The 25888-nt window shown below is 55.1% G+C and carries 25 protein-coding genes; 14 read left to right on the top strand and 11 right to left on the bottom strand.

The genetic code is table 11. The annotated features are described in order from the left end of the window. Positions 1 to 2: 2 nt before the first annotated feature. Positions 3 to 386, bottom strand: a complete 384-nt coding sequence (locus L103DPR2_RS13905; RefSeq protein WP_055361687.1) for a dihydroneopterin aldolase — start codon at positions 384 to 386, stop codon at positions 3 to 5. A 7-nt stretch (positions 387 to 393) separates the two neighbouring features. Then, positions 394 to 1209, bottom strand: a complete 816-nt coding sequence (locus L103DPR2_RS13900; RefSeq protein ID WP_055361686.1) for an SDR family oxidoreductase — start codon at positions 1207 to 1209, stop codon at positions 394 to 396. Between the two features lie 19 nt (positions 1210 to 1228). Here L103DPR2_RS13900 and L103DPR2_RS13895 point away from each other — a divergent pair, with 19 nt between their 5' ends. From L103DPR2_RS13895 to infA, 4 genes are all read left to right on the top strand, one after another. After that, complete coding sequence (locus L103DPR2_RS13895; protein ID WP_055361685.1) at positions 1229 to 2350, top strand: class I SAM-dependent methyltransferase; 1122 nt, start codon at positions 1229 to 1231, stop codon at positions 2348 to 2350. An 11-nt stretch (positions 2351 to 2361) separates the two neighbouring features. After that, entirely contained in the window at positions 2362 to 2556 is a 195-nt protein-coding gene (locus L103DPR2_RS13890) for a DUF2905 domain-containing protein (protein WP_055361684.1), read from the top strand. A gap of 344 nt (positions 2557 to 2900) precedes the next feature. Continuing rightward, the gene (locus L103DPR2_RS13885; RefSeq protein ID WP_055361683.1) at positions 2901 to 3146 is read left to right on the top strand and encodes a hypothetical protein; all 246 of its coding nucleotides are present in this window, start codon (positions 2901 to 2903) and stop codon (positions 3144 to 3146) included. Positions 3147 to 3173: 27 nt separating this feature from the next. Continuing rightward, positions 3174 to 3440, top strand: a complete 267-nt coding sequence (gene infA, locus L103DPR2_RS13880; protein ID WP_055361682.1) for a translation initiation factor IF-1 — start codon at positions 3174 to 3176, stop codon at positions 3438 to 3440. Positions 3441 to 3466: 26 nt separating this feature from the next. Here infA and L103DPR2_RS13875 read toward each other — a convergent pair whose 3' ends face one another. The 5 genes from L103DPR2_RS13875 to L103DPR2_RS13855 form a co-directional block, all read right to left on the bottom strand. After that, positions 3467 to 4756 (bottom strand): multifunctional CCA addition/repair protein, encoded by a 1290-nt coding sequence (locus L103DPR2_RS13875; RefSeq protein ID WP_055361681.1) that lies wholly within the window; start codon positions 4754 to 4756, stop codon positions 3467 to 3469. Positions 4757 to 4819: 63 nt separating this feature from the next. Further along, positions 4820 to 5500 (bottom strand): glutathione S-transferase family protein, encoded by a 681-nt coding sequence (locus L103DPR2_RS13870; RefSeq protein ID WP_055361680.1) that lies wholly within the window; start codon positions 5498 to 5500, stop codon positions 4820 to 4822. Continuing rightward, positions 5497 to 6462, bottom strand: coding sequence for a complex I NDUFA9 subunit family protein (locus L103DPR2_RS13865; protein WP_055361679.1), 966 nt, complete (start codon positions 6460 to 6462; stop codon positions 5497 to 5499). The genes L103DPR2_RS13870 and L103DPR2_RS13865 overlap by 4 nt, the downstream gene beginning before the upstream one ends. Further along, positions 6459 to 7538: a M14 family metallopeptidase gene (locus L103DPR2_RS13860; protein ID WP_055361678.1), complete on the bottom strand. Its 1080-nt coding sequence runs from the start codon at positions 7536 to 7538 to the stop codon at positions 6459 to 6461. Before L103DPR2_RS13860 ends, L103DPR2_RS13865 begins: the two co-directional genes overlap by 4 nt. Before the next feature lie 85 nt (positions 7539 to 7623). Next, positions 7624 to 8832, bottom strand: coding sequence for a M20 aminoacylase family protein (locus L103DPR2_RS13855; protein ID WP_055361677.1), 1209 nt, complete (start codon positions 8830 to 8832; stop codon positions 7624 to 7626). A gap of 105 nt (positions 8833 to 8937) precedes the next feature. Between L103DPR2_RS13855 and L103DPR2_RS13850 the strand changes: the two genes are divergently transcribed. Next, a complete protein-coding gene (locus L103DPR2_RS13850) occupies positions 8938 to 10998 on the top strand; it encodes a molybdopterin-containing oxidoreductase family protein (RefSeq protein ID WP_055361676.1) in 2061 nt (686 codons plus the stop codon). Between the two features lie 5 nt (positions 10999 to 11003). After that, positions 11004 to 11309 (top strand): polyhydroxyalkanoic acid system family protein, encoded by a 306-nt coding sequence (locus L103DPR2_RS13845; RefSeq protein ID WP_055361675.1) that lies wholly within the window; start codon positions 11004 to 11006, stop codon positions 11307 to 11309. A gap of 155 nt (positions 11310 to 11464) precedes the next feature. Here the strand turns inward: L103DPR2_RS13845 and L103DPR2_RS13840 are convergent, their stop codons facing one another. Beyond that, positions 11465 to 13450: a lytic transglycosylase domain-containing protein gene (locus L103DPR2_RS13840; protein ID WP_055361674.1), complete on the bottom strand. Its 1986-nt coding sequence runs from the start codon at positions 13448 to 13450 to the stop codon at positions 11465 to 11467. 9 nt (positions 13451 to 13459) lie between these two features. Here L103DPR2_RS13840 and L103DPR2_RS13835 point away from each other — a divergent pair, with 9 nt between their 5' ends. The 3 genes from L103DPR2_RS13835 to L103DPR2_RS13825 all read left to right on the top strand — a co-directional run bounded on the left by L103DPR2_RS13835 (position 13460) and on the right by L103DPR2_RS13825 (position 15868). Continuing rightward, the gene (locus L103DPR2_RS13835) at positions 13460 to 14047 is read left to right on the top strand and encodes a 5-formyltetrahydrofolate cyclo-ligase (RefSeq protein WP_055361673.1); all 588 of its coding nucleotides are present in this window, start codon (positions 13460 to 13462) and stop codon (positions 14045 to 14047) included. A gap of 14 nt (positions 14048 to 14061) precedes the next feature. Beyond that, on the top strand, positions 14062 to 14691 hold the full coding sequence (locus L103DPR2_RS13830; protein WP_055361672.1) for a TetR/AcrR family transcriptional regulator: 630 nt from the start codon (positions 14062 to 14064) through the stop codon (positions 14689 to 14691). A gap of 178 nt (positions 14692 to 14869) precedes the next feature. Continuing rightward, positions 14870 to 15868 (top strand): MBL fold metallo-hydrolase, encoded by a 999-nt coding sequence (locus L103DPR2_RS13825; RefSeq protein WP_055361671.1) that lies wholly within the window; start codon positions 14870 to 14872, stop codon positions 15866 to 15868. A gap of 153 nt (positions 15869 to 16021) precedes the next feature. Here the strand turns inward: L103DPR2_RS13825 and L103DPR2_RS13820 are convergent, their stop codons facing one another. After that, entirely contained in the window at positions 16022 to 16909 is an 888-nt protein-coding gene (locus tag L103DPR2_RS13820) for a DUF6279 family lipoprotein (protein ID WP_055361670.1), read from the bottom strand. On the opposite strand from L103DPR2_RS13820, the gene glmU reads away from it, so the two are divergent. Then, positions 16908 to 18362, top strand: coding sequence for a bifunctional UDP-N-acetylglucosamine diphosphorylase/glucosamine-1-phosphate N-acetyltransferase GlmU (gene glmU, locus L103DPR2_RS13815; protein WP_055361669.1), 1455 nt, complete (start codon positions 16908 to 16910; stop codon positions 18360 to 18362). The genes L103DPR2_RS13820 and glmU overlap by 2 nt on opposite strands. 30 nt (positions 18363 to 18392) lie before the next feature. Here the strand turns inward: glmU and L103DPR2_RS13810 are convergent, their stop codons facing one another. Further along, a complete protein-coding gene (locus tag L103DPR2_RS13810) occupies positions 18393 to 18911 on the bottom strand; it encodes an Lrp/AsnC family transcriptional regulator (protein ID WP_055361668.1) in 519 nt (172 codons plus the stop codon). A gap of 151 nt (positions 18912 to 19062) precedes the next feature. Here L103DPR2_RS13810 and glmS point away from each other — a divergent pair, with 151 nt between their 5' ends. The 4 genes from glmS (at position 19063) to L103DPR2_RS13790 (ending at position 24008) form a co-directional block, all read left to right on the top strand. Next, on the top strand, positions 19063 to 20964 hold the full coding sequence (gene glmS / locus L103DPR2_RS13805) for a glutamine--fructose-6-phosphate transaminase (isomerizing) (RefSeq protein ID WP_055361667.1): 1902 nt from the start codon (positions 19063 to 19065) through the stop codon (positions 20962 to 20964). Between the two features lie 365 nt (positions 20965 to 21329). Continuing rightward, positions 21330 to 22748, top strand: coding sequence for an NADP-dependent phosphogluconate dehydrogenase (gndA, locus tag L103DPR2_RS13800; protein ID WP_055361666.1), 1419 nt, complete (start codon positions 21330 to 21332; stop codon positions 22746 to 22748). Continuing rightward, a complete protein-coding gene (locus L103DPR2_RS13795; RefSeq protein ID WP_055362075.1) occupies positions 22745 to 23350 on the top strand; it encodes a LysE family translocator in 606 nt (201 codons plus the stop codon). Before gndA ends, L103DPR2_RS13795 begins: the two co-directional genes overlap by 4 nt. Positions 23351 to 23369: 19 nt before the next feature. After that, positions 23370 to 24008 carry a hypothetical protein gene (locus L103DPR2_RS13790; RefSeq protein WP_055361665.1) on the top strand — a complete coding sequence of 213 codons (639 nt, stop codon included), beginning with the start codon at positions 23370 to 23372 and terminating at the stop codon, positions 24006 to 24008. A 39-nt stretch (positions 24009 to 24047) separates the two neighbouring features. Here the strand turns inward: L103DPR2_RS13790 and L103DPR2_RS13785 are convergent, their stop codons facing one another. Continuing rightward, on the bottom strand, positions 24048 to 25865 hold the full coding sequence (locus L103DPR2_RS13785) for an NAD(P)/FAD-dependent oxidoreductase (protein WP_055361664.1): 1818 nt from the start codon (positions 25863 to 25865) through the stop codon (positions 24048 to 24050). Positions 25866 to 25888 lie beyond the last annotated feature (23 nt).

Genomic DNA, 25888 nt, shown 5'->3' with positions numbered 1-25888 from the left:
GTTCACCATTGTCCTGTTTCCATGCGAATGGCAACTTCGCAATCTTCAAAAATTTCGAGTTTGGCAATCTTCACGCGCACGCCTTTAACGCCATGCAACTGCATGAGGCGGTGCGCAAGTTTGCCGATGAGGCTTTCGAGCAAGTTGACATGCTCGGCCGTGCATTCATCGATGATGATTTTGCGCACCTTGCGGTAGTCCAGCACATTGCTGATGTCGTCGTCGCGCGGCAGCAAGGGTTGGGGGCCGAGGTTGAGTTCGGCGTCGACTTGAATGGGCTGAGGTGCTGTTTTCTCGTGTTCCAAGATGCCCAAGTTGGCATCAAAGCGGAGGCCTGTGAGCGTGAGGGTTTGGTTGCCTGAGGTGGCTGTGGGGGTGGCCGTCATGGGGTGCTCACATCAAAGAAAAATCGCGCTCGAACTTCATCAAGTGCTGTCCGCCATCGACCAACAAGGTGGTGCCTGTGATGGCGCGGTTTTGCATGGCAAACACCACGGTGCTCACCACATCCTGGGCGGAGGAGGAGCGGCCCAAGGGGCTGAGCTTGTGCAGTTGTTGAAACTTGTCATCGTCCAGCATGTGGCTGGTGAGCGTGAGGCCAGGGGCCACGCCCACCACGCGCACTTGCGGCGCCAAGGCTTGCGCCAACAAGGTATTGGCCGCTTCCAGTGCCGCCTTGGACAAGGTGTAACTTAAAAAGTCGGGGTTGGGGTTCCACAACTTTTGATCGAGCATGTTGATGACGACAGCCTCGGCAGCGGGTGCCTGACGTGCTTGGCAATGCTGATGCAAAGCCTGCGCCAACACAATGGCGGCGCCAGTGTTGGTGGCCCAATGTTGCGCCATGTTGGCATAACTGAAGCTGTGAATGTCATCGTGCTCGAACAAGGCGGCACTGTTGACCACACCGTGAACATGGCCCAGTTGGGCGGCCACTTGGGGTAATAGATTGCGGGTGGCTGTTTCGTCAGCCAAGTAGGCTTGAAAAATAAACCGGTGCGGGTCCAATGAAGCCGTGTCTGCGTTCAAGGCCAAACAATCTTTGGCCGTTTGCAAAGCTTCAGCTGCAGAGCTTTTGTAGTGCACGGCCACTTGCCACCCCGCTTGGGCCAGGCCCAAGGCGATTTCTCTGCCCAAGCGCTTGCCAGCGCCTGTGACCAGGGCTGTGCGCGGTGCCATGTGAGGCGCAGAAGAAAAAGATGTCGACATTCGGGGACAATCGGGGGTGATGACAGAAACTCATAGTTTAACGACCGCCATGCTGGCGCGGGTGCACAAGGCCATTTTGGCGGCCGACGGCTGGTTGCCGTTTGATCAGTTCATGGCCTTGGCCCTGTACGAGCCCGGTTTGGGCTATTACGCCAACCAGCACCCCAAGTTTGGCCGCATGCCCCAGTCGGGCAGTGATTTTGTCACGGCCCCCGAGTTGTCGCCCTTGTTTGGCGCCACCTTGGCCCAACAGGTGGCCGAAGCTTTGAGCGCCACAGGCACCGACGAGGTGTGGGAGTTTGGTGCGGGCAGCGGCGCATTGGCGTACCAGTTGCTGAGCGAACTGCAGCGTTTGGGCTGCAAGCTTAAACGCTACAACATCATGGACTTGTCGAGCACCTTGAAGGCCAGACAGCAGGCCAAGTTGGCCGAGTTTGGCAGTCAGGTGCAGTGGCTCAGCCAATGGCCAGAAGCGATGCAAGGCGTGGTGGTGGGCAATGAAGTGCTCGATGCCATGCCGGTCAAATTGCTGCACAGAATCCAAGGCGTTTGGCACGAGCGCGGGGTTGTGGTGGCCCATGAAACCCCTGATGGCTTGGCTTGGGAAGACCGGCCGACGGCATTGCGTCCCCCCTTGGAGCCTGTGGGTGAGCACGATTACCTGACCGAAATTCAAGCGCAAGGCGAAGCCTTTGTGGCCAGCTTGGCAGAGCGCCTGTTGGCCAGTGAGAAGGGCGGTGCGGCTTTCTTTCTGGATTACGGCTTTCCAGAGTCGGAGTTTTTTCACCCCGAGCGCCACATGGGCACGGTGATGTGCCACCAAGCCCACAAGGCTGATGCCAATCCTTTGGCGGCGGTGGGTTTGAAGGACATCACGGCCCACGTGAACTTCACGGGCATTGCATTGGCCGGACAAGATGCGGGTTTGAATGTGCTGGGCTACACCAGCCAAGCGAGGTTTTTGCTGAATTTAGGTTTGGCTGAACGCATGGCCGCTTCTGCTTTGCTTGAACGGGCTCAGGCCATGAAGCTGATCAGTGAGCATGAAATGGGCGAGCTGTTCAAGGTGGTGGGCTTTGCCACACACGCGCACTGGCAGGCCCAAGGATTTGCAGCGGGCGACCGCAGCCATCGGCTTTAAGCCCAGCCCCTATGCTGCGCTGGCTCATCGTGACTTTTCTGGCCCTGGTGCTGATCAGCTGGGTCAGGCCGTGGATGGAAAAAATGGGTCTGGGCAAATTACCCGGTGACTTTCATTTCAAATTGTTTGGCCGCGAGTGGTTCATTCCCTTGGCCAGCACCCTGCTGTTTAGCTTCGTGATCAGCCTGATTGCAAAGTTTCTATAAATAAGCAGACAAGTTTTAAAACATTTGTGTTACAGTTCGCGTTCGTTGAAGATCTTTGACATCGAAACAAAGACCTTCACGACAAGCGCGGTCCCTGCAAATTGCTTCATTTCTCGTATGAAGACTCATGCAGAAGAGCGGCGCACCCCCAAGCACGGGTGGGTTTGATTTCACGCTTCCCCCTTTTTTTATGTGCCCCCAACGGGCATTCACCAGGCCAACACGACCTCCCTTCGCCCCTAAGACGGCATTGAACGGGTCATTTGGAGGCATTTGCAAGGCGTTTCAGCCCTCTGCAGGCGTCCAATGTGTTGCTCTGTACACACCAAATTTTTAGCTTTTAGATGATTCATACGATTACTTTTGAAAATAACCCCCTCACCGTGGGAAAATACCGCATCGCCGCTTGTCCGCGCGCCTTGCCTTGTGGTCGCTTTGCGGCCCAAGTGTCAGTGGCAAGTGGACGTGGCAGTGCCAGTACCGATCGGGTGATGTGTTTTACCAATGACTTCGCCACCCGCGATGCTGCTGCCAACTTTGCGTTGGCACAAGGTTTGGATTGGGTGCGTGCAACCACGCAAGCCCACTGAACCCCCCAGAGAACCTGAAAGGAAAAAATGGCGAAAGAAGACTTGATCGAACAGATGGGCGTTGTGAACGAGGTTTTACCTGACACACGTTTTCGTGTGACCTTGGACAACGGTCACCAGTTGATCGCTTACTCAGCAGGCAAGATGCGCAAGAACCACATTCGCATTTTGGCGGGCGACCGCGTCACGCTGGAGTTGTCACCCTACGACCTCACCAAAGGCCGTATCAGTTTCCGTCATTTGGCAGGCCGTCCACCGGCAGCGCCACGCACGCCTCGCACACCTTCTCGTTAATTCGAGGTGTGCTGTGAGTTGAGTGCCTAGACCCACAAGTGGGCAATGGCCTCTACTCTGGCTTGATGTATTTTTTCGCCAACTGCAGGGCCCGTGAGGCCCTGTTTTTGCGCCTCGGCCGCTATGTCCGCGGTGGTCACAGACAACGCAGCCTCTAGCGCTTTGAGCAATCGCGATTTGGGTGCGTAGGCTGAATCTTCAAACCCAAGTCGACCTCGTGCATCACACTCGCAGGCCAACAAGATCTCGGGCCAGCGATCGGGCTTTCGAATGGCATCGCAGCGTTCAAGCAAGCGCATCAATGCAGCCGCATTCAAGTCGTGACTGCGGTGAATGTTGCCGTGTTCACGAGCAACCACATCGGCCAACTCTTTGCACTCCACAGGGACACGCAGGCGCTCGCAAACTTGCTTGAGCAACTTGGCGCTGCGCTGTTCGTGGGCAATGTGCCTGGGCCACTCGCTTTGCGGCGTGCTGCCTTTGCCCAAATCGTGCATGAGGCAGGCCACGCGCACAGGCAAAGATGCATTCAGTTGTGCGCTCATGTCGAGCACCATCATGAGGTGTACACCTGTGTCGATTTCAGGATGATGCTCAGCACGCTGCGGCACGCCCCACAAAGCATTCACTTCGGGCAACAAAACTTGCAGCGCTCCACAGGCTTTCAGCACGTCAAACATGCGCGAGGGCTTTTGCGTCATCAGGCCTTTCGCCAATTCTTGCCACACACGTTCGGGTACCAAATGTTCAACTTCGCCGGCTTGCACCATGTCTTGCATGAGTTGCAGAGTTTCAGGGGCAATTTTGAATTCTGGAAAGCGCGCAGCAAAGCGAGCCAGTCGCAGGATGCGCACAGGATCTTCGCGGAAGGCGGTGGTGACGTGTCGGAGGGTTTTGTTTTTCAGATCTTGCCAACCGTGATAAGGGTCAATGCCGTGTGCTGAGAAGACGTCTTCCAATGTTTGCGGTGAGTTGGACGTCGATGCTGGATCCAGCAAGCCTGAATGCGCCTCTGGCAGTGCCATGGCATTGATGGTGAGGTCTCGCCTTGCAAGGTCTTCTTCTAAGGTGACATCAGGCGAGGCATGCACCACAAAGCCTTTGTAGCCTGGTGCGGTTTTGCGCTCGGTGCGCGCCAGGGCATATTCCTCGCGCGATTGCGGATGCAAAAACACAGGGAAATCTTTGCCCACAGTTTGATAGCCGAGTGCCGTCATGTCAGCAGGCGTTGCGCCTACGACCACCCAATCTTTGTCTTTGACAGGTTGACGCAGAAGGGCATCGCGAATGGCCCCACCCACACTGAAAATTTGCATCGTCATAGTTCGCGTCGATTCAGTGAAGCACGGCAGGCTTTGACGTCGTTGCGCATCCTGTGCTCAGGGCTTGGTCCGAAACGGCTCTTCAAAATCGATGAAGTCTTTTTCGGCCAAGGCATCGTCGATCCAAGCTTTCACGCCGGGCATGGCGCACAAGCGCTCGATGTAGGCCTGTGTTTCTGCTGAGACGGGTAGCGCATAGGTTTTGATGCGCATCACCACCGGAGAGAAGTAAGCATCGGGAATGCTGAACTCGCCAAACAACATGGGGCCTTGGTGTTGTTTCAAAAGTGACGCAAACAAAGTGTCAATGCGCTTCAGATCATTGCGCACAGCTTCTTTGTCACGCAAGGCTAAGGCGCCAATTTCTGGCAAGTAGGCGTCGATGTTCATGGGGCATGCACTGCGAATGCCCATGAAGCCGCTGTGCATTTCGGCGCAAATGCTGCGTGCACGGGCGCGGTCGGCCACTGCGCTAGGCCAGAGTTTTTTCTCAGGGAATTTTTCGGCTGCGTATTCGGCAATGGCCAAGGTGTCCCAAACCGCCAAGTCGCCATCGACCAGCACCGGCACTTTGCCTACGGGGTTGATGTCTTTCAAGCTTTGCTTGAACTTGGACTGCGCATCAAAACCATCAAAGCGCACCATCACTTCTTCAAAGGGGATGCCTGCTTGCTTGAGCATGACCCAGGGTCGCATGGACCATGAGGAGTAATTTTTGTTGGCGATGAAAAGTTTCATGGGCGTCCTTTGGCGCGGAAAACATCCAGTTTAGTGCAAGCGCCTTTGTAGCCCAAGTAGCCCGGAGCGATGCTGTAGACACTGCTGGCTTGAATGTTCAGTTCTTTGAGGCTTAAGGCATTGCCGGATGACACGTTGTCGACTTGCATCGACCGCAGATTGTCGCGGCTCATGAGGGGTTGGCCGGGGGCCAATTCCATCAGGAAGGCTTGTAGCCAAGCGAGGGTGTGAGGAATGCCAAACACCCAGCGACCTCGGCCACCTTTGACGCCTGCCCATTGACCGGACTTTTGAACCAATTCTTTCAAGGTCCAAATTTCGGGTCCGCAAATTTCATAGGTGTGACCTTGCGTCTTGGCATCCATGACGCAATGCGCCACCGCCGATGCCACATCTTCCACCCACACCGGCTGAAAACGCGTGCTGGCGCCTGCCAAGGGCACCACAGGCGCAATTTGCTGCAACTGGGCAAACAGGTTGAGGAACTTGTCGTCTGCGCCAAAGATGACGCTGGGTTGCAAGAGCGTTAAATCCAAACCCGCTTGCTTGAGCAAGGCTTCGCCTTGGGCTTTGCTGCGTTGGTAAGCTGAAGGTCCGTCCGGGCTGGCGCCCAATGCGCTGATGTGAATGAGGCGTTTGACGCCGCTGGCAAGGCAGGCCTCTGCAATGACTTGGGGTAACTGAACATGCGCTTTGCTAAAGGCCGCTTCAGAGCCATGCAAGATGGCGATGAGGTTGATCACGACATCGTGTTGCGCCATGCATTTCGCCAGAAAAGCGCTGTTGTAGACATCGCCCTCCAGTACGCGCACGCGGGGTAAATTTTGAATGGCGGCGGCTTGGCTGGCGCGGCGGGTGATCACCGTCATGCTGCAGCCCATGCGGGTGAGTTTTTCGCAAACATGGCGGCCGACAAAGCCGGTGCCACCCAATATCAGAATGCGCTTGGAAGAGCCGTTCATTTCAAACCTTGGAGTGCTTGGCCCATGGCATCGCGCGCTTGTGTGATGATTTGCGCGCGCCATTCATCGGTGTCGGTGTAGAAGGCGTTGAAGATTTGCGCTTTGATGCTTTTCTTCAAATCCTCAGACGCCTCGGGATGAATGTGCAGCCAGTGGTCGGCGCGCAGGGCCATCAACATGTCGTTCATGGGCAAGGTGCCGTATTCCAGCGCAATGCCGGTGTATTCGGCTTGAGGGCATTCGTCTTGCACCGACATCCACATGAGGCCTGTGAGGAACGCAGAAGAGGATGTGCCATCGTAAATGGAAGTGATGTTGCCCCACCATTGGCGCGCGCGCTCAATGGCGGCTGCATCGTTGGCGCCCGCATAGATGCGTTCGCCCACGCCGCTGGGGCCTAAGCCAGTGTGCAAATCAATCCAAGCCAACTTTTGCGCTTTGCCGGCTTGTTGTTTGAGAACTTTGCGAATGGTTTGGTTGCTCCAGGTGGGTGCTTGGCCGCCAAAGAACAAACCCTTGGGATCGTGGTGCTGGCCTTGTGACACCGCGGCTTGCAGTTTGGGCATACCGTGTGTTGCGATGTATTGCATCGTGGCCTGCATGTTGGCTTCGTTGGGTGGCCATACGTCGGGCAACAACAGATGCTGGACTTCTTTGTAGGCCGTGTTGTCGGGCAGGGGTTTGCTGAAGTCGTGGAAGTTGCGATTCAGGTCAACGTTTTCTTGTGTGACGCGGCGCACGTGCGAGAAACCATGGGGGTTGAGGGCGTGGACGTACACCACCGCCACACCGCTTTGTGCCACAGCCTTGTGCCATTCAGCACTGCGCATGGCGTCAATTTGCACACCACTGCCGCAGTAACCTTCTACGCCATGACAGGCACTGCTGACCAGCAAGACCTGTTTGGCATCGGCAGGACCTTCGCGCACCACGTCCATGGCCAACTCTTCGCCATCGCGGCCTTTTTCGGGGTGAATGTGGGATTCAACTTGCAGGCCTGCTTGTTGTGCAGCGCTTAAAAACTTTTGGCGAGCCTCTGCATAGCTCTTTGAAAATGCGTCGTGAATGTTTGTCATGAAAGCTCCAAATGAATGAAGCCCCGAAGGGCTTCAAAAGTGAGGTCAAATCAATTGACCCGGAAAAGCGGAGAGCCGCTGGACTTTACTTTTGAGTGGGGTTGGCCAACCATTGTGTGGCCAATTCAACCCAATACGTGCCGCCCAATGGAATGAGGTCGTCGTTGAAGTCGTAACTGGGGTTGTGCAGCATGCAAGGACCTGCGCCATGGCCCATTTCGCGGTGTGAACCGTCGCCATTGGCAATGAACACATAGGCACCAGGCTTGGCTTGCAACATGAACGAGAAGTCTTCGGCGCCCATGGTGGGTTCTTGAACTTGCACGTTCTCTTTGCCCACAATGCCTTCCATCACTTTGCGCGCAAATTCGGCCTCGGCTGCGCTGTTGACAGTGGGTGGGTAGTTGCGGTTGAAGTGGAATTCGGGCTTGGCATCAAAAGCAGCGCACAGGTTTTCTGTGATTTGCTTCATGCGGTTTTCGATGAGGTCGAGCACTTCCAACGTGAAGGTGCGAACGGTGCCTTGAATGACGCAGAAGTCGGGCACCACATTGGTGGCTTCACCCGCATGCACCATGGTGACCGAAATAACGCCCGCATCGACGGGCTTTTTGTTGCGCGTGATGATGGTTTGAAAAGCTTGGACCAATTGGCAAGCCACAGGCACGGGGTCGATGCCGTTGTGAGGCAGGGCGGCGTGGCTGCCTTTGCCTCGGATGGTGATTTTGAATTCGTTGCTAGACGCCATGACCGGGCCAGGGCTGACCGCAAAGTTGCCCACTTGGGCGCCGGGCCAGTTGTGCATGCCAAATACGGCTTGCATGGGGAATTTTTCAAACATGCCGTCTTTGATCATTTCGCGGGCACCGCCACCGCCTTCTTCGGCGGGTTGGAAGATCAAGTAAACGGTACCGTCAAAGTCGCGGTGTTTAGAGAAGTGCTTGGCGGCTGCCAACAGCATGGCGGTGTGGCCATCGTGGCCGCAAGCGTGCATCTTGCCTTGGTGTTTGCTGGCGTGGGCAAAGGTGTTGAACTCTTGCATGGGAAGCGCGTCGATGTCGGCGCGCAAACCCACACCACGTCCGCAAGCACCGCCATCACGGCCGTGCACAATGCCAATGACACCGGTGGTGCCCATGCCGCGGTGAATGGGAATGCCCCAGTCGGTGAGTTGCTTGGCCACCACATCGGCGGTGCGCACTTCTTGGAAGCACAACTCGGGGTGGGCATGGATGTCTTTGCGAATGGCCGCAATGCTGGCCGCGTCGGTGAGGATGGAGTCGATGATTTTCATAACCACAGTCTAGCGAGAGTCGTGCCATTGCGCTACAACCCTTTTGCACTTGGGGGACATTTCTCTTCAGGGTTATCCCCAAAAATACCCTTTTAGAATGAAGCCATGACAAATTCAGTGCTTGAACAAAATGCCGTGGTGCGCGGTTTGTGCCCGCACGACTGCCCCGACACCTGCGCGCTGCTCACCACCGTGGAGAACGGGCGCGCCGTGAAGGTGCAAGGCAACCCTGACCATTTGCACACGCAAGGGGTGTTGTGCACCAAAGTGTCTCGCTACACCGAGCGCACCTACAGCCCTGAGCGCTTGATGCACCCTTTAAAACGCAGCGGCCCCAAGGGCTCTGGCCAGTTTGTGCAGGTGACTTGGGAGGAAGCGATTCAAGACATCGCTTTGCGACTCAAGGCCATTGCGTCAGAGAACCCAGAAGCCGTGTTGCCCTACAGCTATGCGGGCACCATGGGCTGGGTGCAAAGCGAGGCCATGGCTTCGCGTTTTTTCAACAAGATGGGCGCGTCGCTGTTAGATCGCACCATCTGTGCTTCGGCCGGTGGCGAAGGTTTGGTCTACACACTGGGTGGCAAGTTCGGCATGAAGACCGAGTTCTTTTCTGAATCCAAACTGATTGTGATTTGGGGCAGCAACTCGATCACCAGCAACGTGCACTTTTGGCGTCGCGCACAAGATGCCAAACGCAATGGCGCCAAACTGATTTGCATTGATCCGCGGCACAGTGAAACTGCTGAAAAATGCCACGTGCATTTGCCCATTCGACCAGGCACCGACGCAGCTTTGGCCTTTGCCATCATGCGCGAATTGGTGGTGAACGATTGGCTAGACCACGACTACATTGAGAAGTACACCTTAGGCTGGGATGCATTGCGCGAACGCGCCATGACATGGACCCTAGAGCGCGCTGCTGAAGTGTGCGGCATCGAGGCCGAATTGATTCGGTCTTTGGCCAAAGACTGGGGCACCACCACCAAAGCTGCGATTCGATTGAACTACGGCATGCAGCGTGTGAAAGGTGGCGCCAATGCCGTGCGCGCCATTGCTTGCTTGCCCGCCTTGACTGGCGCCTGGCGTGACAGAGCAGGGGGCTTGTTGCTCAGCAGCTCCAGCAATTTCAAGGTGAACAAACAAGATCTGCATCGCCCTGATTTGCTGGGCACACGCCGTCCCCGCATGCTCAACATGGCCACGATCGGCAACGATTTGAACCACCCAGGCAGTGCGGTGTGGGGCCCTCAAGTGAAAGCCTTGTTGGTTTACAACAGCAACCCCGTGGCCATTGCGCCGCAATCGGGCAAAGTGGTGCAGGGCTTTGCGCGCGAAGACTTGTTCACGGTGGTGATGGAACATTTCCAGACCGACACCGCCGACTACGCCGATTACGTGCTGCCCGCCACCACGCAGTTGGAACACTGGGATGTGCAAGGCAGTTATGGCCACACCGATGTGTTGCTGAACCGACCCGCCATTGCGCCAGTGGGCCAAGCCAAATCCAACAGCGAAATTTTTCGCTTGCTGGCCAAAGCCATGGGCTACAACGAGCCTTGCTTCAGCGAAGACGACCTGAGCATGTGCCGCACCGCAGTAGGCCCCGATGTTGATTTTCAAACGCTGTTGGACGTCGGCTTTGTGTCCATGCCAGTGCCTGAGGCGCCGTTTGCAAAAGGCGGATTTGCAACGCCGTCGGGACGTTGCGAATTTGTGAGCGATCGTTTGTCTGCGCAAGGTTTGGACCCCTTGCCCAATCACATTCCCAATTACGAAGTACCTGTTGCGGGAAGTGCCTATCCCTTGGCCATGATCTCACCCCCTGCGCGCAACTTCTTGAATTCCTCGTTTGTGAATGTTGAGAGTTTGCGCGCCATTGAGAAAGAACCCTTGGTCGAAATTTGTTTTGAAGATGCTTCTGCGCGTGGCATTGCCACAGGCGATACGGTGAAGGTGTTCAACGACCGCGGCGAATACCATTGCAAAGCCGACGTGACAATACGTGCACGTCCTGGTGTTGTGAATGGCTTGGGCATTTGGTGGCGCAAGATGGGCCTGAACGGCACCAACGTTAATGAAGTGACCAGTCAATTGCTGACCGATTTGGGCCGTGCGCCCGTGTTTTACGATTGCCAGGTGGAAGTGGCACTTTTGAAGAAGGCTTGAGAGACATGGCTGAAATTTTCATTCAACGCGATCACACTTTGGGCATGGAGAAGGCCCGTGCGGTAGCCGCTCAATGGCAAAAAGAAGCCGAAGAAGATTGGGGCATGGACTGCACTTATGTGGCCAACGAAATCAACGACAAAGGCGAGGTGCAAGATCGCTTGAACTTTGAGCGCGCTGGGGCTTCTGGCTATTTGTGCATCACGGGCACTCAACTCAGCATGAAGTTGGAGTTGGGCTTTTTGATGGCGTCTTTCAAAGACAAGATTGAAGAGAAAATTTCTAGCAACTTGGACAAATTGCTGGGGTGAAATAATTGGGGTCAGATCAACATTAATTTCCAATCGGTGAGGGCTCAACCCAAGGGGGGCTGAACGATTTCTGGTACTCCAGTATGAGGAAGCCCCCCTTGGGTTGAGCCCTCACTGATTGACCAAATTAATGTTGATCTGACCCCAATTATTTTTCACGGCAAGTCAGCGTTTTCCTCAGGCGCTTGAGCGTTTCGAGGTCCAACAGTACCTAGGCGTGCCTTCAAGGACTGTGGCTGGCCAGTGATGATGACCGCATAGTTGGTCGTGTTAGACAACACTTTCTTCACATAGTCCCGTGTTTCAGTGAACGGAATGTTCTCAGCCCAAATGGCTGCTTCCAAGACGGGGCCTTTGCGCCACGCGCGTGAGCGGCTGGGACCCGCGTTGTAGGCCGCTGCGGCCAATGGCATCGAGCCATCAAAATCATCTAAGACCAATTTCAAATAGCCCGTGCCGATGGCCACATTGGTCTCGTGTTCATTCAGTTGATTCACCTGAAAATTCGTCAAACCAATTTTCTTGGCGGTCCATTTGGCAGTGGCCGGCATCACCTGCATCAGGCCAGAAGCGCCCACCACCGATTTGGCGTCCATGATGAAACGGCTTTCTTGTCGGATCAGGCCGTACACATAAGCAGGATCGAGTTGCACCTCTTTGGCTTTGCGCAACACCGTGTCTTTAAGCGGCATCGGAAAGCGCTGGTCAAAATCGATTTGTGTTTTGGTGCGGTCGCTGGTGTTGATGCAGCGGTCCCACACTTGTTTGCTGCAAGCCAAGTCTGCAGCGGCCAACAGTTCACGCTCGCTCATGCCGCCGGGTGTGTGCAAGTTGGTGCTGTAGTTCCACTCACGGTTGCCCTCTGGCCGCAGGCCCAGGCTCAATGCATAGAGCGCGCGTTGCAAACCTGCATTTTGTTGGGCAGCTGCTTTTTCTTGAGCGGTCAGTGGCGCAGGTTTGACGGGCACGGAGATGGCTTGGCCCAATTCTTCAAGCGCCAGTTGTTCGTAGAAGCCTTTCACACCTGCAATGCTTTTGAGGGCTGCTGTGGCTTCTGTGCGTTGTGCGTCGGTGGTGGCAGTGCTGAGTTGGGCTCTGGCTTTCCAGTAGATCCACGTGGCGTCATTTTTGGCATCTTCCATCGCGTCCAGCGTGGTCGCTACAGCTTTCCAGTCGCCTTGGCGCAGGGCTGCGCGGGCTTTCCAGGCCAGCAGGTCGTCGTTCAAATCTTGGTTGCGTGAGACCTTGCTGAAGTACTGGTGCGCGTTGTCTTGTAGCTTTTGTGCGGCCTGTTTGCCAATGACACCCCAGGTCCAGTTGTGCTCCTCCTTGGTGAGCATCAAGCCCCATTTTTTCTCAAGCAACTGGGCGGCTTTGTCGGGGTCAGTGTTGGCGATGCGAATGAGGGCCAAGACAGAAAGTTCTTTGCGTTTGCGTGTGAAGGCCACAATGCGCTTGTCCAAATATTTCTGTGGATCGGCGTGAATCAAAATGGCTTGCTTGCCCAATTCCGCCGATTCAATGTTGAGCGCACTTTGCGCAGTGCGCGGCCGGTTGTTGTCCATGGCCAAGCGGGCTTTGCGCCAGATGTCCAGGCTCTCTAGCTTCTTGGCATCGTGCAGTTTTTCGGCCACGGTGGTGCAGCCGTCGTCCGATTCGCGCAAGGCGTACCAAAGTTTTTTCAGCTCTGCCGGTGTTTCGGGTTTGCTCAGCTGTGCGTCTGTGCCCAAGGCATAGCAGCGCACTTCGCGATCGTCGTTCATTCGAAAGCGTGGGTATTCTTGGGCAATGAGGGCCCAATCACGCTGGCGGCCCAATTGCAGCAACCAATCGTTGCGCAGGCGGTCCTCTGCATAGGTGCCTGCATACGTGGTCAGAAATTCTTGAATTTCAGCGGTGCTGGCCTGGTCCAAGCGAACGCGCAGCTCCCAATACGCCGCCCATGGCTCTAAGGCGTGGCCTTTGGCTTTGGGCAAAAGGCGTGAAAGCTGGGATTTGTCGTTCTTTTTAAAGGCCTGGTTCATCTCCAAAATGACGTCATCGGACTTGTTTTGGGTCACGATTTGGCCATTGGCCGTGTTCATGAAGGAGAAAATGAGGACGGAAGCCCCAAGCGATGTCAAAATCTGTGTCAATTGCATGGGTTGATTATGGACAAATCAGAAGCCAAAAAACAAATTCGCCAAGACTTGTTGGCGGCGCGCCTCAACATGCCCGACAGGCTGGCGCGAAGTGACGCCTTGCAAAGGGTGATGCGCATTTGGCTGTTTGGCCGTTCAGATGCCGTGATTGGCGCCTATTGGCCCATCAAAGGCGAGTTCGATCCCCTGCCTGCGTTGCACCGCTGGAAAGAAGATGGCGAGTTGACCGGTGAGTCACAGTTGCGCCGCATTGGGCTGCCGGTGGTGGACAAGGTTCACAAAACCCTGACCTTTCATGCGTGGTACCCCGGTTGCCCCATGGAAGAAGACGCTTACGGCATTCCCAAACCCAAGGACACGGAAGTGATTGTGCCAAGCTTGTTGTTTGTGCCTTGCGTGGGTTACAGCGCAGGGGGCTATCGCCTTGGCTATGGCGGTGGTTTTTACGACCGCACCCTAGCCACTTTGCAACCCAAACCATTTACGGTGGGTTTGGGATTTATCCAAGGCTATGTCGATGACTTTGAACCCGAGCCGCACGATGTGCCGCTCGATGCCATCTTGAACGACAACGGCGTGGTGTGGCCTGTTGGCTGATGATGTGAGAATTGATGGCAAGACCTAAATCCGCCACGCACGACATCAAGCGCGACGCCATTTTGGACATCGCGGCGCAGTGCTTTGCCGATCGCAGCTATCCGGCGGCCAGCATGAATGAAATCGCCACGGCCTGTGGCACTTCTAAAGCGCGGCTTTACCACTACTACGACAGCAAAGAGGCCATTCTGTTTGACCTCATGGACCGTTACACGCAACGCTTGCTGTCCTTGATTGCTTTGACAGATGCCACGGCGCAGCGTCGCAATTTGGACGACCGTGCAGCTTTGCATGAATTGATCCGTGCGTTTCTGCAGGAGTACGAGAGCTCGGCCACGCGGCATGTGGCTTTGCTGAACGATACGCAGTTTTTAAGCGATGTGCCCGATGCCAATCTGGGCACGCCCGCCATTTCGCCGCGCGAGCTCATTTTGAACCGTCAGCGTGATGTGGTGGCAGCGGTCACACGTGCTTTGCGGCGTGCCTATCCTGGTCGATTGAATGCGTCGAACCAAACGGCCATCACGATGATGTTGTTCGGTATGATCAACTGGACTTTTACGTGGCTTCGCCCTGGCGGCCCCATTTCGTATGTGGCTTTCGCGGAGGAAGTCATTGCCCTGTTAGAGAAGGGTTTGAATTAATTTAATTGGGGTCAGATCAACATTAATTTCTAATCAAAGGGCTTAAAGGGTAAGGGGGGCTTCCTCATACTGGAGTACCAGAAATCGTTCAGCCCCCCTTACCCTTTAAGCCCTTCGATTGACAAAATTATTGTTGATCTGACCCCAATTAAATTTGTTTGTACAACGGAGAGAGAACATGAACCAACCAACCAAAGCATTTGCTTCACAAGCTGACTTGGCCGACAAAGTCATTAAGTTTGAGCAGCTCAGCAAGCATTGCTGGGCCTATACCGCTGAAGGTGATCCTAATTCGGGGGTGATCATTGGTGAGAAGTTCATCATGGTGAGCGATGCCACGGCCACGCCCAGCATGGCGCGCGATTTGATTCAACAAATTCGCAAGATCAGTGACAAGCCTATCAAGTACGTGCTGTTGACGCACTATCACGCTGTGCGTGTGTTGGGCGCCAGTGCTTATGCGGCCGAGGGTGCTACGGAAGTGATTGCCAGCCAAGGCACTTACGAGCTGATCGTGGAGCGCGGCGCGCAAGACATGAAGAGCGAGATGGAGCGTTTTCCGCGTCTGTTCCGCGGTGCTGAAGAAGTGCCTGGCCTCACATGGCCCACCATGGTGATTGGCGGCGGCGATGCCACGAAGGGTGAAGTGCCCGGCAAATTGGTGGTTGATTTAGGGGGCGTTAAGGTTCAAATCTGGAGCCCCGGTTACGGACACACGCGTGGCGACACCATTGCGTGGGTGGAAGAAGAGAAAGTTTTGTTCTCTGGCGATTTGGTGGAATACGAAGCGGGCGTGTACACGGGCGATGCGCAATTGGCCGAGTGGCCCGCCACTTTGGAAGCCTTGCGCGCTTTGAAAGCCGAAGCCATTGTGCCCGGCCGCGGTGAAGCCATGAAAGGTCAAGCGGATGTGAACAAAGCTTTGGATTACACCAAGCGCTGGGTGGAAACTTTGTTCAATGCCGGCAAAGAAGCAGTGGCTGCAAAGATGGATTTGAAAGCCGCCATGGCCCATACGCGCAAAAGCATGGACCCGGTGTTTGGTCATGTGTTCATTTACGAACACTGCTTGCCCTTCGATGTGACCCGCGCTTACGACGAAGCCTCTGGCATCAAGAACCCTCGCATTTGGACTGCTGAGCGCGACATGGAAATGTGGAAGGCCTTGCAGGACTGAAGCAGAATAATTGGGGTCAGATCAACATTAATTTCCAATCAGTGAGGGCTAAACCCAAGGGGGGCTGAACGATTTCTGGTACCCCAGTATGAGGAAGCCCCCCTTGGGTTTAGCCCTCACTGATTGACCAAATTAATGTTGATCTGACCCCAATTAAATCAAGTCGCGAATGTCTTTTTCGTATGCGCGCAAACGGCGTTGCGCCTTTTGGCGTTGCGCTGGGGTGGTGGTGTTGTGGAATTGTGAGAAGTTCAAGCACGCTTGTTGCTCAAGCTGAAGTTGCAAATTGAGCAAGGCAGGGTCTTGGGGGCGAATCGATTGCAGGCTGAGTTGCAACACAATATTTTCGGCTTGCGCCAAATTGAACCCCGGCTTTGATGCGTCTTGAGTCAGGCTCTGCAAAACCAGCAATTGCGATTGCTGGCGCTTGATGCGGTTTTGAATGGCCACCTCGGGTGACCACAGTGACTGTTCAATTTGTAGGCGCAACATCTTGATTTGCTCAGAACTCAAGTCGCCATAAAAATCTGAAAATCGATCGACCGTGGCATCAAGGCGTTTTTTCAAACGGTCATCGGCGCTGGGCTGCAGCCAATCTTTTTTCCATTCTTCATTTTTTACCGTCCACTGCTTTTCCAAATGTCGCAGTTGCCGCGGTGTCAGTTGCAACACAATGGGCGTGGCCAAGCGTGAGCTTTCCATAGCGACAGACTCGATGCGTTTTTCTAACTTGCCCCAAACCTCGCAAGCTTGTTGGGTTGAAATATTTTGCGGCGCCATGCTTTGAGCTTGCACCAGCAAATCGGCCAGCAAAGGCAGCTCTTCTTTGCGGTGCCAAGCATGTAGTTTTTTCAGGGCTTGCTTGGCTTGGGTTGCTTGGGTGTCGGTGAAGTTGATGTAGTTGTCGAGCCACCACGAACTGATCTCGGGCAGTTGGTTGTAGCCCAATTTGATGGCGCTGCAGCCACTTAAGCTGGCACTGACCACCACAGCCGCCACAGAAGCCGCGATAATTCGTACCCAGAAGGAAATTTTCGCCATGTCGGACACCTCAACAAACCAATCAGCATTGTCACCTCAACGGCCCTTGGACGTGGTTGTCATGGCGGCGGGTAAGGGTACTCGGATGAAAAGCCGTTTGCCCAAAGTCTTGCAACGATTGGCGGGCAAGCCCTTGCTGGGCCACGTGTTGTCAACTGCTGCGCAGCTTCAAGCCCGATCTGCCGTTGTCATCACCGGACATGGTGCTGAAGAGGTGGAGGCCGCCGTGGCCAAGCAAGCTTCTGGCTTGGCGGTGAAGTTTGTCAGGCAAGAACCTCAGTTGGGCACTGGCCATGCCGTGCAGCAAGCCGTGCCTGTGTTGGCAGATGATGGCTTGGTGGTGGTGTTGTCGGGCGACGTGCCCTTGACACAAGCCGACACGCTGAAAGCTTTGATGGTATGCGTTCACGGTGCGGGCGAAGATCGCTTGGCCTTGCTCACCCTCGACATGCCCAACCCCACAGGCTACGGCCGCATCGTGCGCACCGCGCAAGGCGATACCGTGCAAGCCATCATTGAGCAAAAAGACGCCACCCCAGAGCAACTGAAAATTCAAGAGGTCTACAGCGGCATCATGGCGGTGCCTGCGCGCCAACTCAAAACATGGCTGGCCAAACTCGACAACCACAACGCCCAAGGCGAGTACTACCTTACCGATGTGGTGAAGTGGGCCGTCGCCGACGGCGTGACGGTGGTGGCCCATCGCATTCAAGACGAATTGCAAGTGACGGGCGTCAACAGCCCGCAGCAACTGGCGCAACTTGAGCGCGCGTTCCAATTGCAACAAGCCAACGCGCTGATGGTGCAAGGTGTGCGTTTGGCCGATCCTGCGCGTTTGGATGTGCGCGGTGAATTGACCTGCGAAGCCGATGTGGAAATCGATGTGAACTGCGTGTTTGAAGGCCAAGTGCACTTGGGTGAAGGCGTGCGCATTGGCCCCAACTGTGTCATTGCGAATGCACGCATTGCCGCAGGTGCCGTCATTCATGCCTTCACGCACATCGATGGTGAAAAATTAGGCGTGACCGTGGGCGAGGGCGCTTTGATTGGTCCTTTTGCCCGCTTGCGTCCTGGCGCGCAACTGGGCGCCGAAGTGCACATTGGCAATTTTGTGGAAGTGAAAAATTCCACCTTGGCCAAAGGTGCCAAAGCCAATCACTTGGCCTACTTGGGCGATGCCACCGTAGGCGAGCGCGTCAACTATGGCGCGGGCAGCATCACGGCCAATTACGACGGTGCCAACAAACACCGCACCGTGATTGAAGCCGATGTGCATGTGGGCAGCAACTGTGTGTTGATTGCGCCTGTCACGATTGGCGCGGGGGGCACTGTGGGTGGCGGTTCGACCATTTCCAAGAGCACCGAACCTGGCGCATTGAGTGTGGCGCGCGGCAAGCAAGTGAGCATTGCGAATTGGAAGCGGCCCCAAAAAGCGCCAAAGCCTGCCAAGTAAATTTGCAACCCTTGCGCTATTTCTAACCTCTTAAGGCATAGCGATGGGCAGCGGAATTTCAGTGCCAAACTTGGCACGCTTCACGCTGAAAAAAGCCTTCACGTTTCGCACATTGGCGTCTTGCGTCAGCAGCCTTTGGGTGAAAGCCAAATAGGCCGGCATGTCGGGCACTTGCACCACCAACATGAAATCTGGGCCTGGCGACACACGCCAGCATTGTTGAACTGCTGCTTCTTGAACGGCGCGCGTTTCAAAGGCCTGAAGTAATTCCTCGCCTTGTTTGTCTAAGCTCACTTCAATCAAGGCTGTGACGCTGTGGCCCATGAACCGGCCCATTTTGTCGGAGGACAAAATCGCCACCTGCTTTTCAATCCAACCCTCTTGCTGCAAACGCTTGGTGCGGCGCAAGCAGGTGGGCGCGGAAATGTGCAATTTGTCGGCCAATGCAATGTTGCTGATGCTGGCATTGGCTTGCAAAATGGCCAGCAATTGAAGGTCAATGGCATCCAAGCTGCCGGATAAGGTGTTGGCTTCAAAGGAGGTGGACATATGAATTATTTCAATTTAATTTAATTAATGAAATAATAAATCATGAATTTATATTTGTGAAATATTATTTCAATAATATAAAAAATTATTAAAAGTAATTTCTATTCAAGCCGCCTAAGATTCACGCACTTTCAAATCAAAGGTTGATCCTATGTGCGGCATTGTTGGTGCAGTTTCCGATCGAAACATCGTTCCCATCCTGGTTCAGGGCTTGCAGCGCCTCGAATACCGTGGCTACGACTCTTGCGGTGTGGCCATTCATGAAGCCAGTCTCAAGCGCGGCGTAGGCGGCTTGAAACGTGCGCGAAGCACCTCCCGTGTGGCCGAGTTGATGGACCAGATTCAAACTGACCATTTGGAAAGCGGCACCGGCATTGCCCACACACGCTGGGCCACACATGGCGCGCCTGCAGTCCACAACGCGCACCCACATTTCAGCTCAGGCCCTGGCAGTTTGGAGAGCTTGAAAGACAAGCCAGGTCGCGTGGCCTTGGTGCACAACGGCATCATTGAAAACCACGATGAATTGCGTGCCCAACTGCAAGCCAAAGGCTATGTGTTCACCAGCCAAACCGACACCGAAGTGATCGCGCATTGGGTGGACAGCGTGTACGACGGTGATTTGTTTGATGCCGTCAAACGCACAGTGAGTGAACTCAAAGGCGCCTACGCCATCGCTGTATTTCACAAAGACGAACCGCAACGTGTGGTGGGTGCACGTGCCGGATCGCCCCTCATTTTGGGTGTGGGCACATCACACCACGAAAACTTTTTGGCCAGCGATGCCATGGCCCTGGCGGGTGTGACCGATCAAATTGTGTACCTCGAAGAAGGTGACTTGGTCGACATTCAGTTGGGCAAGTATTGGATTGAGGACCGCAACCATCAGCGTGTAGAGCGCCCCGTCAAAACCGTGCACGCCCACAGCGGCGCTGCCGAGTTAGGCCCCTACAGACACTACATGCAGAAGGAAATTTTTGAGCAGCCCCGCGCCATTGCCGACACCTTGGAAGGTGTGGAACACATCGTGCCGGAGTTGTTTGACGGCGTGAGCGGTGGTGGGCAATCGGCCAGCGCATTCAAGGTGTTCAAAGAAATCGACAAGGTTTTGATCTTGGCTTGCGGCACCAGTTACTACAGCGGTTGTGTGGCCAAGTACTGGTTGGAGTCGGTGGCGCAGATCCCATGCCAAGTCGAAATTGCCAGCGAGTACCGCTACAGAGATTCTGTGCCCGACCCCAAAACCTTGGTGGTCACCATCACGCAATCGGGCGAAACGGCCGACACACTGGCCGCTTTGCGTCACGCGCAAAGTTTGGGCATGCAGAACACGCTCACCATCTGCAACGTGGCCACGTCGGCCATGGTGCGTGAGTGCAAGTTGGCCTATGTGACGCGCGCAGGCGCTGAAATTGGTGTGGCCTCTACCAAGGCTTTCACCACCCAATTGGCGGGCTTGTTTTTGTTGACGCTGGCCTTGGCGCAAAGCAAAGGTCGTTTGAGTGATGCAGACGAAGCGATGCACCTCAAAGCCATGCGCCACTTGCCCGCAGCGTTGCAAGCGGTGTTGGCACTTGAGCCCCAAATCATCAGCTGGGCACAAGAGTTTGCATCGAAAGAAAACGCGTTGTTCTTGGGCCGTGGCACGCATTACCCGATTGCCTTGGAAGGTGCGTTGAAGTTGAAAGAGATCACGTACATTCACGCCGAAGCCTATGCGGCGGGTGAGCTGAAGCATGGTCCCTTGGCATTGGTAACGAGCGAGATGCCGGTGGTGACGGTTGCACCGAACGATGCATTGCTAGAGAAGCTGAAGAGCAACATGCAAGAGGTCCGTGCACGCGGCGGTGTGCTGTATGTGTTGGCCGATGGCGATACGAAGATTGAGAGCAGTGAAGGTGTGAACGTGATTCGCATGCCGGAGAACTATGGCGTGCTGTCACCTATTCTTCACGTGGTGCCTTTGCAGTTGTTGGCCTATCACACGGCTTGTGCGCGGGGCACTGATGTGGACAAGCCTCGCAATTTGGCGAAGAGTGTGACGGTGGAATAAATGGGGTCAGATCAACATTAATTTCCAATCAGTGTGGGCAGAGGCCAAGGGCGGGCTTCCTCATACTGGGGTACCAGAAATCGTCAGCCCGCCCTTGGCCTCTGCCCACACCGATTGACAAAATTAATGTTGATCTGACCCCATTTATTTGGCAAGGAATCTTCACGCCACCCAAAGGTTTGAGCAGACAGGTAGGGGCGTCTGAACGATTTCTGGTACTCCAGTATGAGGAAGACGCCCCTACCTGTCTGCTCAAACCTCTACCCATATAGAAGTGCCTTCCAACCTCCAAACAGAGGTGACGCTATTTCCCCCAACCCCATGCGAAAATCCGCGCACAAATTCTGAAAAACAAACACAGTCAAATGCAAGCATCACACATTGGACTCATCGGCCTCGGCGTCATGGGCGAAAACCTGGCCCTCAACTTAGAGCGCAACGGCTTCAGCGTCACAGGCTTTGACCTCGACGACAACAAACGCAACAGCTTTGCCAAACGCACAGAAGGCCTGAACGCCTGCGCAGCCAATACTTTGAAAGATTTGGTCGCCAACTTGCAACTGCCCCGACGCGTCTGGCTTATGGTGCCTGCTGGCGCCCCAGTTGACGTCGTCCTCAAAGAACTCACGCCATTGTTGAATGCAGGCGACGTCGTCATTGACGGTGGCAACACCCTCTATCGTGACACCCAACGCAGAATGGAATCGCTTGAAGGCACCGGCATCTTGTACGTCGGCTCTGGCGTCAGTGGTGGTGAAGAAGGTGCTTTAAAGGGCCCCGCTTTGATGCCGGGTGGCAGCGCGCAAGCGTGGCCTTTGGTGCGGCCCTTTCTGCAAGCCATCGCGGCCAAAGCCGACGACGGTCAACCCTGCTGTGAATGGATGGGGCCAGGCGGTGCAGGCCATTTTGTGAAGATGGTGCACAACGGCATTGAATACGCCGACATGCAAATGATTTGCGAAGCCTATGCGCTCATGAAGGGCTTGGGCATGACCGCGCAGCAAAAGAGCACGGTGTTCCGTGAATGGGGCGAAGGTGAGTTGAGCAGCTACTTGATCGACATCACCGCCGACATCTTGTCGCACGAGGATCCAGAAACCGGCAATGCTTTGGTCGACATGATTCTGGACACCGCAGAGCAAAAAGGCACAGGCAAATGGACCAGCCAAATTGCATTGGACATGGGCGTCAGTGCGCCTACCATTGCCGACGCTGTGTTTGCGCGCACCATGAGTTCCGTGCAGCCCGAGCGCGTGGTGGCTTCCAAATTACTGAAGGGTCCTCAGCCTCAAGTTGTACAAAACCTCCAAGAAGTCTTGCCCAAAATTCAAAAGGCTTTGCTTGCCGCCAAAATTTGCGCCTACGCCCAAGGCTTTGCCTTGATCAAAGCGGGCGACAAAGAACACGATTGGCAATTGCCCATGGACAAAGTGGCGTCGGTGTGGCGCGCCGGTTGCATCATCCGTGCGCATTTGCTCGAAGACATTCGCCGTGCATTTGCCAACCAAAACGAGCTCACCAACTTGCTGGTGGACGATCACTTTGCACGCCTGATGGCCGAGTGCCAACAAGATTTGCGTGAGGTGGTGGCCATGGCTGCCATGAATGGTGTGGCAGTGCCCGCCTTCATGAGTGCGTTGAGCTACTACGACGCCTACCGCACGGCGCGCTTGCCCGCCAACTTGTTGCAAGCGCAGCGCGACTACTTCGGTGCACACACTTATCAACGTTTGGACAAGCCCGGCAAGTTTCACACCCAATGGCCGAAGGCCAGTCAGTCATGAACTTCAATGTGGAGTTGGTGGCGGCCATGGCCATGTTTGCCTTTGTGACCTCGGTGACCCCAGGGCCCAACAACATGATGCTGTTGGCCTCGGGCGTTAACTTTGGTGTGAAGCGCACACTGCCGCATTGGCTGGGCGTTTCTTTGGGTCACTTTGTGATGCTGCTGTTGGTCGGTGCGGGCCTCGAAAGTTTGCTGAAGGCCTATCCCTTTGTGTACCAAGTGATGAAGGTCATAGGCTTTGCTTACCTGGTGTATTTGGCATGGGGCGTCGCCCGCAGTGGTGCGCCAGAGCGCAATGGCGAAGAGGCCACGCAACCCATCAGCTTCTTGGGTGCTGCCGCATTTCAGTGGGTCAATCCCAAAGCGTGGATCATGGCCATTGGCTATTTCAGCAACTATATGCCCACCGATGCATCGCTCACTTTTGTGGTGCTCACTTGCATGATGTTCAGCGCCATCAATTTCCCCAGTGTAGGTTTGTGGGTGTGGCTGGGCGCTAAGTTAGAGCGCTATTTGCAACAAGATACATGGCGCCGTATTTTCAATTGGAGCATGGCCCTGTTGTTGGTGGTGTCCATGGGTCCTGTGTTGTTTGTTTAAGTTTGAAACGACTTTGTTTATGAAAAAAATCCTCAGCCTGTTGGCATTGACTTTGTTGGGTGTATCTGCACAGGCAGGCCGTCCTTTGAATGTGGACGACGCCAATGTGAACGATCAGGGCGTGGCCCACGTTGAAACATTTTGGTCCCGTGCAGCCGATGGCTCGCGCACCTTGACCATTGCGCCCACTTACTCGCCTTTGCCTGGCCTGGATTTGGTTGCACAAGATGTGAGAACTTTTTCAGGCGGTCCTCACAGTCAAAATTTTCTAGCCAAGATGCAAGTGACGGCACCCAAAGAAAAATCTTGCCACTATGCGTGGGTGTTGGGCGTGACGCAATGGCAAAAAGGTGAAGGTCAAAAATCTTTTGTGGCGGGCAATACAAGCTGCGACATGGGCGCAGGTACCCTTCATTCAAGTTTGGTCAGCGCCAGAGATGCTGAAGGCAAAGATGTGCCGTCTTGGGGTGTGGCCTGGGAACAAACCATGGGTGATTGGACCGCTCACATTGAGTCAGTGGCGCAGCGTGCGTCCAAGCCTTTGGTGGGTGTTGGTTTGCGCAGAGATGTGTTGCCAGGTTTGCAGCTGGATGGCACATGGGGCAAACAAGGCGGCAAAGCTGTGTTCAGCTTGGGCACCAAGTACACATTCCAGTAATTCGAGGCAGCCCTCGCATCTTAGTGATGCTGCCTTGCTTCAGGTCTTTGCCGTTATGGCTTGGGCCAAAGCCTCGGCCACTTTGATGCCATCCACACCTGCCGACAAAATACCCCCAGCATAACTGGCGCCCTCACCAGCCGGATACAGGCCCAGGGTGTTCAAACTTTGAAAGTTTTCACCCCGTGTCATTTTGAGGGGCGATGACGTGCGTGTTTCTACGCCGGTTAACACGGCATCTTGCATGTCGTAGCCTTTGATCTTGCGACCAAATACCGGCAGCGCTTCACGCATGGCTTGCACCGCAAATGCGGGTAGCACTTGTGACAAATCGCCCAAGCTCACGCCTGGTTTGTAGGAAGGCTGCACTGCACCAAAATCTTTGGATGCCCGCGCATGCAAAAAGTCGCCCACCAGTTGACCGGGTGCGGTGTAGTTTTCGCCGCCTGCCACAAAGGCTTTAGATTCCAACAAACGTTGAAACACAATGCCCGACAGCGGGTGATAAGCCTTGGGTTTTTGCTGTGCCATCGCTTGCGCTTGCAGGGCCCATTTCAAACCATCGGCTTCACCAAAGGCGGCTTGCCATGCAGCGACATCCAGTGGGTAATCTTCAGGATCGATGGCCACCACCATGCCGGCGTTGGCGTTGCGTTCGTTGCGTGAGTATTGGCTCATGCCGTTGGTGACGACACGTCCAGGTTCGCTGGTGGCGGCCACCACCGTGCCGCCGGGGCACATGCAAAAGCTGTAAACCGCACGACCGTTTTGCGCATGGTGCACCAGTTTGTAATCGGCCGCACCCAGCAAAGGATGGCCGGCATGACGGCCCCATCGGGCTGCATCAATCACACTTTGTGGATGTTCAATGCGAACGCCTATCGAGAAGGCCTTGGCCTCCATGTAAACGCCGCGCTCGTACAACAAGGTGAAGGTGTCGCGCGAGCTGTGGCCCAAAGCCAGCACCACATGCTGGGTGGCCAAGTGCGAACGCTTGCCCGTGTTGCGGTCTTCCATGTGCAAGCCGGTGACTTGTCGGCCTTGCGCGGTGGTTTCAATGTCGATGTCGACCACGCGTTGTTCAAAACGCACTTCGCCGCCCATCGCAATGATTTGCTCTCGCAAGTTTTCCACCACCTTGACCAACTTGAACGTGCCGATGTGGGGATGCGCCGCAAACAAAATGTCGCTAGGCGCACCCGCTTGCACAAACTCGTTCATCACCTTGCGACCCAAATGACGCGGGTCTTTGATTTGGCTGTAGAGCTTGCCGTCAGAAAAAGTGCCGGCGCCGCCTTCGCCAAACTGCACATTGCTTTCGGGGTTGAGAGTTTTTTTGCGCCACAAGCCCCAGGTGTCTTTGGTGCGTTGACGCACGGGACTGCCGCGTTCAATGACGATGGGCTTGAAACCCATTTGTGCCAAGCTCAAGGCTGCAAAAATACCGCATGGGCCAAAGCCCACCACCACGGGGCGTTCACCTTCTTCCAAGCCAAAGTTGGAAGGTGCATGACAAGGCGCCTGCCAAGTCATGTTGGGCGTGGCTTGAATGTGAGGGTTGCCAGAAAACTGCTTGAGTAGCGAGTCCTCGGCTGCGGGATCTTTCAAGGTGATGTCGACAATGAACACCGCCAACAAATCGGCTTTGCGTGCGTCGAAGCTGCGTTTGAAAACATGCAATTGGTCAATCGCGACCGCATCAATGGCCAGCGCTTTTGCAGCCAGTTGGCGCAAAGCCTCTTCGGGATGGGGGGGCGGAATTCGATCTTCGTCAGTTTCTGACGGGGCATCTGCGGCGCGGCGCACTTCGACTGGCAATGCAGTCAAAGGCAACTTGAGTTCTGAGATTCGAATCATGGCAGTCGATCAATGGGCTTGTG

The sequence above is a fragment of the Limnohabitans sp. 103DPR2 genome, from assembly GCF_001412575.1.
Lineage (GTDB): Bacteria > Pseudomonadota > Gammaproteobacteria > Burkholderiales > Burkholderiaceae_C > Limnohabitans_A.
This window is presented reverse-complemented; position numbering and strand designations above follow the sequence as displayed.

Excerpts from the sequence above, each read along its gene's own strand:
- L103DPR2_RS13820 (WP_055361670.1), bottom strand. The coding sequence starts at position 16,909 with ATGGCGAAAATTTCCTTCTGGGTACGAATTATCGCGGCTTCTGTGGCG.
- L103DPR2_RS13905 (WP_055361687.1), bottom strand. The coding sequence starts at position 386 with ATGACGGCCACCCCCACAGCCACCTCAGGCAACCAAACCCTCACGCTC.
- L103DPR2_RS13825 (WP_055361671.1), top strand. The coding sequence starts at position 14,870 with ATGAACCAACCAACCAAAGCATTTGCTTCACAAGCTGACTTGGCCGAC.
- L103DPR2_RS13860 (WP_055361678.1), bottom strand. The coding sequence starts at position 7,538 with ATGACAAACATTCACGACGCATTTTCAAAGAGCTATGCAGAGGCTCGC.
- gndA (WP_055361666.1), top strand. The coding sequence starts at position 21,330 with ATGCAAGCATCACACATTGGACTCATCGGCCTCGGCGTCATGGGCGAA.
- L103DPR2_RS13840 (WP_055361674.1), bottom strand. The coding sequence starts at position 13,450 with ATGCAATTGACACAGATTTTGACATCGCTTGGGGCTTCCGTCCTCATT.
- L103DPR2_RS13850 (WP_055361676.1), top strand. The coding sequence starts at position 8,938 with ATGACAAATTCAGTGCTTGAACAAAATGCCGTGGTGCGCGGTTTGTGC.
- L103DPR2_RS13900 (WP_055361686.1), bottom strand. The coding sequence starts at position 1,209 with ATGTCGACATCTTTTTCTTCTGCGCCTCACATGGCACCGCGCACAGCC.
- L103DPR2_RS13835 (WP_055361673.1), top strand. The coding sequence starts at position 13,460 with ATGGACAAATCAGAAGCCAAAAAACAAATTCGCCAAGACTTGTTGGCG.
- L103DPR2_RS13830 (WP_055361672.1), top strand. The coding sequence starts at position 14,062 with ATGGCAAGACCTAAATCCGCCACGCACGACATCAAGCGCGACGCCATT.
- L103DPR2_RS13855 (WP_055361677.1), bottom strand. The coding sequence starts at position 8,832 with ATGAAAATCATCGACTCCATCCTCACCGACGCGGCCAGCATTGCGGCC.
- L103DPR2_RS13895 (WP_055361685.1), top strand. The coding sequence starts at position 1,229 with ATGACAGAAACTCATAGTTTAACGACCGCCATGCTGGCGCGGGTGCAC.
- L103DPR2_RS13890 (WP_055361684.1), top strand. The coding sequence starts at position 2,362 with ATGCTGCGCTGGCTCATCGTGACTTTTCTGGCCCTGGTGCTGATCAGC.
- L103DPR2_RS13875 (WP_055361681.1), bottom strand. The coding sequence starts at position 4,756 with ATGCAAATTTTCAGTGTGGGTGGGGCCATTCGCGATGCCCTTCTGCGT.
- L103DPR2_RS13785 (WP_055361664.1), bottom strand. The coding sequence starts at position 25,865 with ATGATTCGAATCTCAGAACTCAAGTTGCCTTTGACTGCATTGCCAGTC.
- L103DPR2_RS13845 (WP_055361675.1), top strand. The coding sequence starts at position 11,004 with ATGGCTGAAATTTTCATTCAACGCGATCACACTTTGGGCATGGAGAAG.
- L103DPR2_RS13865 (WP_055361679.1), bottom strand. The coding sequence starts at position 6,462 with ATGAACGGCTCTTCCAAGCGCATTCTGATATTGGGTGGCACCGGCTTT.
- glmU (WP_055361669.1), top strand. The coding sequence starts at position 16,908 with ATGTCGGACACCTCAACAAACCAATCAGCATTGTCACCTCAACGGCCC.
- L103DPR2_RS13795 (WP_055362075.1), top strand. The coding sequence starts at position 22,745 with ATGAACTTCAATGTGGAGTTGGTGGCGGCCATGGCCATGTTTGCCTTT.
- glmS (WP_055361667.1), top strand. The coding sequence starts at position 19,063 with ATGTGCGGCATTGTTGGTGCAGTTTCCGATCGAAACATCGTTCCCATC.
- infA (WP_055361682.1), top strand. The coding sequence starts at position 3,174 with ATGGCGAAAGAAGACTTGATCGAACAGATGGGCGTTGTGAACGAGGTT.
- L103DPR2_RS13810 (WP_055361668.1), bottom strand. The coding sequence starts at position 18,911 with ATGTCCACCTCCTTTGAAGCCAACACCTTATCCGGCAGCTTGGATGCC.
- L103DPR2_RS13790 (WP_055361665.1), top strand. The coding sequence starts at position 23,370 with ATGAAAAAAATCCTCAGCCTGTTGGCATTGACTTTGTTGGGTGTATCT.
- L103DPR2_RS13870 (WP_055361680.1), bottom strand. The coding sequence starts at position 5,500 with ATGAAACTTTTCATCGCCAACAAAAATTACTCCTCATGGTCCATGCGA.
- L103DPR2_RS13885 (WP_055361683.1), top strand. The coding sequence starts at position 2,901 with ATGATTCATACGATTACTTTTGAAAATAACCCCCTCACCGTGGGAAAA.